The sequence below is a fragment of the Methanothermobacter sp. EMTCatA1 genome, from assembly GCF_002356395.1.
Taxonomy (GTDB): domain Archaea; phylum Methanobacteriota; class Methanobacteria; order Methanobacteriales; family Methanothermobacteraceae; genus Methanothermobacter; species Methanothermobacter thermautotrophicus.
The window spans coordinates 1,196,933-1,207,571 of the sequence record NZ_AP018336.1 but is presented as its reverse complement, the minus strand read 5'-3'; the positions used below and the strand labels follow the sequence as shown (position 1 = coordinate 1,207,571).

Below are 10,639 nucleotides of genomic sequence, written 5' to 3'. Positions count from 1 at the left end.
AATTCCTGAATTAATTATATGGGGGTCCTTTATATATAGGTCCATATAAGAGAGTAGTTAAGCGGTGATGATCACATGTTCCTATCAGAGCTCTTACCGGTCAGGGATGCATTCAGGATTCTTGATGAGAACCAGAGGTTCACGGAACCAGAGACCGTGGATCTTCTTGAGGCCTATCACAGGGTCCTTGCAGATGACATAGTATCAAGGTTTGACTCGCCACCCTTTGACAGGTCTGCCATGGATGGCTATGCTGTGAGGGCAGAGGACACCTTCGGTTCATCCCCTGGGAACCCCTCAACATTGAGGGTCACAGACTCGATAGGTGCCGGTGAGGTTTCAGGGGTAGATGTTGGGCATGGAGAGGCTGTGAGGATAGCCACAGGTGCCCCGATCCCTGCCGGAGCCGATGCTGTTGTGATGGAGGAGTACACGCTCCAGGATGGGCCAGATATCAGGGTTTTAAGGCCAGTAGCCCCCTCTGAGAATGTGGCTCCGGCCGGTGAGGATGTGAGAAGAGGGGTCACAGTACTGCGGGAGGGGACCCTCATGAGGCCACAGGAAATCGCCATGGCAGCATCAGCAGGTTACAGTAAGGTTAGGGTATTTAGAAGACCGTCAGTGAAGGTTATAGTAACCGGAAATGAACTGGTGGACCCTTCTGATGACCTTGAGCCAGGTAAGATACCCAATTCCAATTTATACACATTAAATGCCCTGGTTGAAAGTGCTGGGGGGTCTGCAGATCCCGTGCATCTTCCTGATGATATTGACACTGTTGGGGAGGAGATAGAATCCTCTGCCAGTGAATACGATGTGATAATAACAACGGGGGGAACCGCCATAAGCCGTGGAGACGTGGTTGTTGACGCCGTGGATGGTCTGGGGGAGGTATTATTCCATGGAGTGGCCCTGAGACCCGGTAAACCAGTTGCATTTGGGATGGTCTCTGAAACACCGGTCTTCATGCTTTCAGGTTACCCTGTTGCAGCCATGGTGCAGTTCGATGTATTTGCAAGGTACTACCTGCTGAGGATGCAGCACCTTGACTACAGGCACCGGGCAGTGAAACGGAGGTGCAGGGCCAAGGTCGCCTCCGGGCCCGGAAGGACAGACTACCTGCGGGCCTGGGCTGATGATGAGGAGGTTGAACCTGTGCAGAGCAGAGGATCAGGTATTATAAGGTCAATGGTGGGATCAAACGCCTACATAGTCATAGATGAGAACCTTGAGGGGATATCAGCTGGAGAGGAGTGTGACGTGCTCCTCTTTGATTCCATGGTAATATGATGGATGTTTAGGGATCCTTAAGTTGGATCTGGATGATGAGGGAAGCATTAAGACTGATGGATATATATGGCTGCTGAAACAACCATTAAAACAAGAGGGTGTTATCTGATATGAACGCTTTATGGTTTTATCTAATCGCATTTATTCTCATATGGACAATGGCCATCCTGTTCAGGGACAGGCTGAAGATTGAGATACATGGGCCCCTGCTAATGAGAAGGACTAAGAGGCTCAGGGGATTCATAGATGGTCTTGCATCAGGCCATCCCAGGCTATGGAGATGGATCATGAATGCAGGCATACCCGTGGCATTCTTCTTCATGTTCTACATGCTATACATGCTTGTGATGTCCCTCCAGAACATATTTGTAACTCCCCAGGCGTCACTCATAGTGCCGGGTGTTGACATACCCGGGTCACCGGTCTACGTGCCCCTGGGGTATGGTATAATCGGACTTGCGACGGTCATCGTGGTCCATGAGTTTGCCCATGGTATCCTTGCAAGGCTGGAGGGTGTCCGCATAAAATCAATAGGCCTCCTTCTCCTCGCAATACTTCCGGGCGCATTCGTTGAACCTGACGAGGAGGACATCAAAAAAATCAGACCCATCTCAAAGATGAGGATATATGCTGCAGGATCCGTGGCAAACCTTATACTTGCAGGTATATGCTTCGCCCTCTTCTTCGGGATTTCGAGCTTTGCCATGCCCGCGGCATTCCAGCCAGATGGTGTTCAGATAGACAGCGTTGTGCCAGGAAGCCCGGCGAGCAAGGTCCTCACCCCTGGACTTGTAATTGAGAGCATCAACGGGATGCCAACAAGTAACCTGACAACCTACAGCGCTGCACTCAAAACGATAAGTGTGGGGGAGGTTATCAATATAACCACGGACCAGGGGACCTTCCACCTGAAGACCGGGAGGAATCCTAACAACTCAAGCAGGGCCTACATGGGCATCCGGACCAGCAACCACCTCCGGGTGAGGGACTCCGTTGCATCAGTGTTGGGGGATACCTTCCCCTTCGCCCTGACCTATCTTGAGGAACTCTTCTTCTGGATATTCTTCCTCAACTTTGCGGTTGGTACGGTGAACCTCCTTCCTGCGAAGCCCCTGGACGGCGGACTGATGTTTGAGGAGCTCCTGAGGTACAGGTTACCCGAGAGGATTGTGAAGCCTGCTGTTAGCTACGTATCCATATTTGTTATACTCATCATAGCGGTGAGTATAATCTGGGGAACCGGGCGGGGACTTCTCATGATGTTCTGATCTGGTCTTTCCTTTCTATCAGGACCTGATTTTTTTTTGATGTTCTGATTCTATTGGCCATCCCCATCAGGACCTGCCCTTCCTGCAGTTGAAGCAGACCTGGTCCTCCCTGTCTGTCCTGTATATCCTGCCACAGATGGGGCACATCACGGTCCTCATACCGGAACCCCTTCTCTTCACCGCGGGGTCACTGCACTGGCAGCGAATCCCCACCATCTTTTTTGTCATAATCAGTAATATGCTGGTTCCCACTGATATCTCTGTTCATGGCGATGCTGAATTTTTATGATGCTCCTGAAAAAGAGAAGAGTATTGAGGTCAGTCCACGGGCACCTCAAGACCCTTAACGCCCTCTGCAAGTTCAACAGTTATCCTTAGCAGACCATCTGAGAAACCTGCAGACGCAGTTTCTGGCTTCACACGGTGCGCAAGTGACCAGCAACCGCTGTACTTAAACTTTTCACCTTCAGCATTGAGACAGAAACCCTGCTCCGTCATTTCAAGGTGGATTTCGCTCTTCTTCACACCCGGAACTTCAACCGTGATCTCATAAATCGTACCGGTGTGGGTGATATATGCTGATGGTATGTAGGTGAGTTTCATTTGATCACTCATTCCTCGGGTTCCAGTTTACCCTCCTTGATGAGTTCCCTTTTAACCTTTGCCCATATACCTTCTTTCTTGTAGAGTTCCCTCAGTTTATCCTTGTCCGGGAACGTTATGGCGTTTCCCTGACAGAGTGTTGCGCATGTTGTGCATCCCACAACGCATTTGTAGGGCTGTGCGACCACCGGACCCTCCTTTGTCCACTTGTAGACCTTCTGTCCACAGTTCATGCACATACCGCATTTAACGCATTTCTCCGGATCAATGGTTGGGTACCATTCTATCTTCTCACGTGGGTATCCAGCAAACCATGCCATTTCAATCACCTCTCAAATTTTTAAGGGCATTTTTTGCCCTTGAACGGGGTATGGCCCTTTCATTCAGATATTCAAGTTTTTCAACGATTTCCAGGAGGATAGATCCTGGAAAGCCAACCAGTGCATCCTCTGGTTCTATGTCGCTTGCATCCCTGCATCCATAGCATCCCAGACTGATGTTGAGCTCTGATGTCAGATAGGGTATGATTGTGGCATCCACACAGACCGCCTGAAGCACCGCTGTTGAGCTCTGTATTCTCTCTCCTCCCCTCAGATTGAGGTATGCCAGGGCTAGCCACATGAGCTTCTCTGGACGGTCCTCCACAACCACAACGTCTGGTTCTTCATCGTACCTGTCAAGGGGGTAAAGGAGTATGCTCTGCCCTTCCCATTCAACTTCGGGCATATCCTGAAACATTCTTGCCCCGGTCTCCTCCTTCTCCACGATCCCGAAGCCCACAAGGCCCCTCCCGGTTTTCAGTTTTTCAGGGAGTTCACTGAAACCCAGAGCCCGTGCAGCTGCGGGGCATGTTATCTCCTGGCCGGGAAGCACAACCACTTCACCCTGCCGTGCCTTCATGAGGGCCTGACAGTATCTGTGTTTCCTGAGTATAACCGCATTCTCAGGTACTTCATCTGTGAATTTCACACCCACCGGGGAGTAACTGAGATCCAGGATGGACATCATTTTTGCTGTAGCTTCACTGATCATGGAGATATATTGATAAATCAGTATATTTAAGTTTATGGATTTATATTAAAGTAAATATTATTTTCATTAAAGAAAATTTTATATTTTATTAAAGCAAAGATGATTTGAGATAAAGTATAATGGAGGTGAAATTTTGAGAATATCAGTTATTCCAGTGATTTTACTCATGACAATCATGCTTGCGGGAGGTGTTTCAGCGGCTGATAACAGCAGCAACGTCACAGAGGATGCGATTCAGCAGAATTCTTCCCATTACAGTATTCTCATAATCACAGGGTCAACTTCGAGTACAAAGGCAATAGTGGAAGGCTATAAACTTGCAGGAAGGGACGGCTACAGATTCAATCTTTCAATGTTCACAAACGATGAACTTCTAAGGAACGATCCTCAGATAGACATGGCGGCACTGGAGGCGGGTAGAAAGGCTGACGTGATTCTCATTCAGATGATAAGTTCTCCAAACACCCTGACGAAGGTCAATCCAATCCTTAATGTTACGGGGGCAAGGAAAATAATTGCCATAGGAACCGGTAACACATTCAAGGATAATCCCCGTGTGGGTGCGGACAATGCAACAGTGAAGTACATCTGGGATCAGGGAGGCCCCGAGAACTTCCGGAGAATGATGCTCCTCCTTCTGAGGGACGCTGGAATGCAGCTAAAAAATGAGGAGAATGTAACAGCCATTCCCGCAGTGAAATCATTTGTATATCACCCAGACGCCGGCGAACAGTTCACAGCATGGGACCGTTACTACTCCTGGTATGTTCAGAGCGGCCACTACAGGGCAGGAAAACCATGGGTGGGCATAATCACATTCGATACATACTACCGTGGAAGCGACATGAGAATGCACACAGCCATACTTGAGAGCCTGGAGAGAAAGGGTTACAATGTGATCCTTGGCTTTGCAGCTGACACAGCTACAAAGAGGAACCTTATTGAGAACTTCTTCCTGGATGGTAACAGGACTCCCAGGATCAGCGGTCTCATAACATGCATGGGATTCAATTTATACAGCGGTGATCCCCTGAACTCCACAGCAATCCTCACGGAACTTGATTTACCAGCAATTGCCGCGGTCTATGCATCAAATCTCAGGGCATGGAACGAGAGCATATCAGGACTTTCATCTGAGGTGTACTGGCAGATAGCACTTCCAGAGATCGACGGAAGGATAGAGCCAGTCATGATCGGCGGCGGAGTTGAGGAGACAGACCCTCAGACAGGGCTGCGTTATACATACTATGTTCCGATTCCTGACAGGATAGAGAGGCTCACAGAGAGATTGATCAACTGGATAAAGTTAAGGGAACTTCCAAATGCGGAAAAGAAGATAGCCCTTATATACTACAACATTGGTGGGGGTAAGGATGGTATCAGTGCGAGTTACCTCAACGTACCAGAGAGCATCAGCAACATACTGAGGGCACTAAGGAGTGCTGGCTACAATGTTGAGGAAAAATCCACTGCAGAGGTGATAAACATACTCCTCGGGCCGGGCCTGAATGTGGGTTCATGGGCTCCGGGTGAACTTGAGAAGGTTGTCAGGGCCGGTGCAGTAACAGTTCCAGTATCTGAATACCTTAACTGGTTCAGTCTACTGCCAGAAACCCTGAGAAATAACATAACAGCGACATGGGGACCTGCCCCTGGAAACGTCATGGTCTACAATGGCAGCATAGTGATCCCGGGTGTTATGCTTGGCAACGTATTCCTCGGCCCCCAGCCAATGCGCGGATTCGGCGAGGATGCAGCTGACCTCATACACTCAACAACACTCCCACCGCACCACCAGTACCTGGCATTCTATCTCTGGCTTCAGAAAAACTTCAACGCAGTTATACATCTTGGTACACACGGAACCCTCGAATGGTTACCAGGGAAATCAGTTGGTCTATCATCCCTTGACTGGCCCGACGTGATGATAGGTGACCTGCCACATATCTACCCCTACATCGTAAACAACCCGGGTGAGGGGACTCAGGCAAAGAGGCGTGGGTACGCGGTCCTCATAAACCATAACATCCCCCCTATGGTGGTAAGTGAACTTTACGGGGATCTATCGGAACTTGAACACAAAATTAACCTTTACCATACGTCTGAGGATCCCCAGAGAAAGCTGATAATCGCTGAGGAAATCAGAAATCTCACAGTTAAACTGGACCTTCAAAGGGAACTTAACATTGACCTCAATGCTTCCTTTGAAGAGGCCCTTGATCGAATTGAGCACAGGCTTGATGAGCTATCAGCAACACTGATACCCTACGGGTTACATGTCTTCGGGGAACCCCTTAGCGGGGAGCTCCTTGATGCAATGGTGGAGGCAATTGTGAGCTTTGACCCAGCATCGAGGAATAACACAGAGTTCCGGAACGCCGTAAGAGAGAAACTTGCCACTGACCAGGAGATCACAAACCTTCTGAGGGCCCTTGAGGGACGTTTTGTTGAACCGGGTCGGGGGGCTGATCCCATAAGGATACCCGACCTCCTGCCCACGGGAAGGAATTCCTACTCCTTTGACCCCAGACTTGCACCTGATAGGGCTGCATGGGAGATCGGTAAGAAGATGGCAGATGACCTCATTGCAGATTACCTTTCAAGGAATGGCAGATACCCTGAATCTGTTGGGGTGGTTCTCTGGGCAATTGAGACCATGAGGACCAGTGGTCAGACAATAGCAATGGTCCTGAGACTCATCGGAGCTGAACCGGTATGGGATAAATCAGGAAGATTCACAGGAATAAGTGTAACACCCCTGGAAGTGCTTGGAAGGCCCAGAATCGATGTTCTGGTCACTATCAGTGGACTGTTCAGAGACACATTTGCCTACAGTATCGACAGGATGGATGAGGCGATAAGGCTTGTCATGAAACTGGATGAACCGGTGGAAGGCAACTACCTCAGGAAACATTACCTTGCAGACCTGGCGAATTATACTGCCAGGGGTTTACAGGCAGCGGAGACACTTGCCGGTGCAAGGATATTTGGCAGTGCCCCTGGAAGTTACGGTACCGGGCTACCTGAAGTGGTTGAATCAACTGCAAAGTGGGATAATCAGTCACAGCTCCTTGAAACCTACCTGAATCATATGGGATTCATCTATGGAAAGGACATATACGCCATTGATGCAAAGGAGGTCTTCATGAAGCAGCTATCAAATGTGGATGCAACAGTACAGGTCAGGGACAGTGTTTACGGTGTTCTTGACAACGACGACGTTTACCAGTACCTTGGGGGTCTCACGATGGCTGCAAGGACCATTTCAGGAAGGAATGTTGCCTCATACATCGCCAATACAAGGTTCACACCACGAATGGAGACACTGGCAGATTTCATTGCAGCAGAACTCAGAACAAGGACCTACAACCCGAAATGGATTGAGGGAATGCTGAATCAGGGATTCTCAGGTGCTCATCAGATATCCAAGGAGATAGGACATCTATTCGGCTGGAGTGCAGTCACCCCTGATCTGGTCCAGGACTGGATGTGGCAGAAGGTTGCAGAGACCTATGTCTTTGATCCTCAGGTAAGCAGCAGATTTAAGAGTCTTCAGCCCTACTCCTATGCCTCAACGGTAGCCTGGCTCCTTGAGGCCAGCCGCAGGGGCCTCTGGAGCACAGATTCAGCTACACTGCAGAGGCTTGCCGATGAGTACATCGCGGCGGTTAATGAGTATGGTGTTGTCTGCTGTCACCACACATGTGCCAACATGGTCTTCAACAGCTGGGTGGTGAAGCTATCATCCCTCAACCAGGCGGCCCTCAGAAAATTTGCGGCTGCAATGGCTGCAGCCACAGGGAAGTCCATTGATGTTCCCGGCTCTGGGGATTCACAGCCGGGCTCAGTGAATGGGGATGGAATCGGTGAGACAGGTGAACCTTCTTCAGGTTCCGCAGGGAATGCAGGCGGAGCATCAGGTTCATCGTCAGATGAGGCTTTAGAGTCATCAGAGGTTTCAGAAAACTCTGGAACTTCTGAAGGTTCTGGAAAGGCCTATGAGGTTGCAGCATCAACCAACAGCACCTCTTCAAGCACTCAGACCCCCATATATGCTATAATTGGTGTTATAAGCCTTATGTGTCTCCTTGGAGTGGGTTACTTCTTCCAGGGAAGATACTGAGGCTATTCTTTTATTTTTTAACTGCAACATGGTTTAGGTAAACCTAAAACTTTATATATGATTTAGGTGTAACTAAAGTTTAGGATTTCCTAAAGGTGGTATCATGGAAACAACACTCGACAGAATAAAGGAAGGCACGACTGTGACTGTGACATCCGTTAACCTTCCAGGGGATATAAGGCAAAGATTAACTGTTATGGGGCTATTAAGGGGATCCAGGGTCACTGTTGAGAACTCTGCACCCCTGGGAGACCCCCTGAAGGTTAGGGTGAAGGGCCATCCCTTTTCCATCCGTAAGGGAGAAGCATCGAGGATAGGGGTAAGGGATTAAAAATGCTCAGAATAGCACTTGCAGGAAACCCGAATGTTGGAAAGAGCACCCTCTTCAATAACCTTACGGGACTCAATCAGCACGTTGGAAACTGGCCAGGGAAGACTGTTGAAAAGAAAACAGGATACCTGAACTTCAGGGAAAATGATATTGAAATTACAGATCTCCCAGGAACCTACAGTCTAACAGCGGGATCTCCCGAGGAGGAGGTGGTCGTTGATTATCTCCTTGATGAGAGACCGGACCTCATAATCAGTGTTGTTGATGCATCCAATCTTGAGAGGAACCTCTACCTCACACTTCAGATCCTCGAGTTCGGCCTCAACACCATCATCGCAGTGAACCTCAACCGTGAATCAGAGAGGAAGGGATACAGGCTTGATGAGAAGAGACTTGAGGAACTGCTGGGGGTGCCGGTCATAAAGGTGGAGGCCATTGAAGGAAATCAGGATGAATTGCTTGAAGCAGCCATAAGACAGGTGAATAGTAACCCTCCACAGATCAGATATGAATTTTTGAGGTCAGATGCTATTAAGGAATTCAGGGAACTTCTTGAAGACGTTGAGGCAGATTTTCCAGCTGAATGGATCATAATAAAACTTCTTGAAGGGGATAAAAGGGTTGCCTCAATGGTTGGTGAGGACCTCATCAAGGAATTTGAGAGGATTAGAAGGATCCTTGAGGAGGAGCACTCTGCTGATGCGGACATCCTGGTGTCAGATGCAAGGTATGGCCTCATAGAGGGGCTCCTGGAGAGGTCCCTCAGGAGACCCTCCCTTGACAGGGTAACGGTCTCTGAACTTATAGATCGCGCTGTACTTAACAGGTACCTGGGGCTCCCGATTCTCCTGGGGGTGATGTGGCTGATCTTCCAGCTCACCTTCACTGCAGGGGCTCCACTTACAGAGCTGATTGATGCTGGTGTTTCCCACCTTGCAGGAGCAGTTCAGGGCGCCCTTGGAGACTCAGCTGCAGGGTCCCTTCTGGCAGATGGTGTGATAGGGGGTGTTGGATCGGTCCTCGTGTTCACACCGAACATCTTCATACTTTTCCTCCTCCTCACCTTCCTTGAGGATTCAGGGTACCTGGCAAGGGCAGCATTTGTCATGGATCGTGTAATGAATTCAGTGGCGGGTCTAAGCGGCAGGTCATTCATCCCCATGATGCTTGGCTTCGGGTGCTGTGTCCCGGGGGTAATGGCAACAAGGACCATAGGATCTGAGAGGGAGAGGATTCTCACAAGCCTCATGATACCCTTCATGTCATGCAGTGCCAGGCTCCCTGTCTACGTGCTCTTCACGTCAGCCCTCTTCCCCCTCATCTATCAGGGATGGGTCATATTTTTCCTCTACATCCTGGGAATTGCAGTGGCGATCATAACCGCCCGTCTGCTGGGTGAAGTGGTCATGGGTGAAGGTTCCCTCTTCCTGATGGAGCTTCCACCATACAGGCTTCCGAGGCCCAGGACTCTCCTGATTCACACGTACCACAGAGGCATCCAGTTCATAAAGAAGGCAGGAACCATAATATTTGCAGGTTCGGTGATCATATGGTTCCTTTCAGGGTTCCCGGGTGGAAATGTTTCCTCGTCCATACTCGGGACCCTGGGCTCCATCATGGCACCCATATTCCATCCCCTGGGATTCGGTGACTGGCAGTCCGCGGTTGCAATTCTATCTGGCTTCGCGGCAAAGGAGCTTGTCATAAGCACCTTCGGAACGGTCCACGGCGCAGGTAATATCGCAGCAAGCATACAGGGGGCCTTCACGCCGCTGGAGGCTCTGTCGTTCATGGTATTCGTGCTGCTCTATACACCCTGCCTGGCGACACTGGCTGTTATAAAGGAGGAGGCAGGCAAGAGGTGGGCCCTCTTCTCACCGTTATACTCAGTGTTCGTGGCCTGGATAGCCTCCTTCATCATATACACTGCCGGCACGCTACTTGGCTATTGAGTCCAGGGCATTCATCAATTAACGATATGGAGGTGAGCAC

The 10,639-nt window shown here is 49.7% G+C and carries 9 protein-coding genes; 5 read left to right on the top strand and 4 right to left on the bottom strand.

Annotated elements, in window-relative coordinates:
• Positions 1-75 precede the first annotated feature (75 nt).
• Both glp and tca_RS06540 read left to right on the top strand, forming a co-directional pair.
• Positions 76-1,290, top strand: a complete 1,215-nt coding sequence (gene glp, locus tca_RS06545) for a gephyrin-like molybdotransferase Glp (protein ID WP_269889659.1) — start codon at positions 76-78, stop codon at positions 1,288-1,290.
• Positions 1,291-1,502: 212 nt separating this feature from the next.
• Positions 1,503-2,558, top strand: a complete 1,056-nt coding sequence (locus tca_RS06540) for a site-2 protease family protein (RefSeq protein WP_353681337.1) — start codon at positions 1,503-1,505, stop codon at positions 2,556-2,558.
• Between the two features lie 66 nt (positions 2,559-2,624).
• On the opposite strand, the gene tca_RS06535 is transcribed toward tca_RS06540, so the two are convergent.
• The 4 genes from tca_RS06535 to tca_RS06520 form a co-directional block, all read right to left on the bottom strand.
• Positions 2,625-2,786: a hypothetical protein gene (locus tca_RS06535; protein WP_158296334.1), complete on the bottom strand. Its 162-nt coding sequence runs from the start codon at positions 2,784-2,786 to the stop codon at positions 2,625-2,627.
• A 90-nt stretch (positions 2,787-2,876) separates the two neighbouring features.
• Positions 2,877-3,161, bottom strand: coding sequence for an Hsp20/alpha crystallin family protein (locus tca_RS06530; RefSeq protein WP_286708731.1), 285 nt, complete (start codon positions 3,159-3,161; stop codon positions 2,877-2,879).
• A gap of 8 nt (positions 3,162-3,169) precedes the next feature.
• Positions 3,170-3,481: a ferredoxin family protein gene (locus tca_RS06525; RefSeq protein WP_048061032.1), complete on the bottom strand. Its 312-nt coding sequence runs from the start codon at positions 3,479-3,481 to the stop codon at positions 3,170-3,172.
• A gap of 1 nt (position 3,482) precedes the next feature.
• Entirely contained in the window at positions 3,483-4,193 is a 711-nt protein-coding gene (locus tca_RS06520) for a DUF169 domain-containing protein (protein WP_010876976.1), read from the bottom strand.
• A gap of 133 nt (positions 4,194-4,326) precedes the next feature.
• Here tca_RS06520 and tca_RS06515 point away from each other — a divergent pair, with 133 nt between their 5' ends.
• The 3 genes from tca_RS06515 to feoB all read left to right on the top strand — a co-directional run bounded on the left by tca_RS06515 (position 4,327) and on the right by feoB (position 10,599).
• Positions 4,327-8,316, top strand: coding sequence for a cobaltochelatase subunit CobN (locus tca_RS06515; RefSeq protein WP_286708730.1), 3,990 nt, complete (start codon positions 4,327-4,329; stop codon positions 8,314-8,316).
• 103 nt (positions 8,317-8,419) lie between these two features.
• Positions 8,420-8,647: a ferrous iron transport protein A gene (locus tag tca_RS06510; RefSeq protein ID WP_010876974.1), complete on the top strand. Its 228-nt coding sequence runs from the start codon at positions 8,420-8,422 to the stop codon at positions 8,645-8,647.
• A gap of 2 nt (positions 8,648-8,649) precedes the next feature.
• Positions 8,650-10,599: a ferrous iron transport protein B gene (gene feoB, locus tca_RS06505; RefSeq protein WP_286708729.1), complete on the top strand. Its 1,950-nt coding sequence runs from the start codon at positions 8,650-8,652 to the stop codon at positions 10,597-10,599.
• Positions 10,600-10,639: the final 40 nt, after the last annotated feature.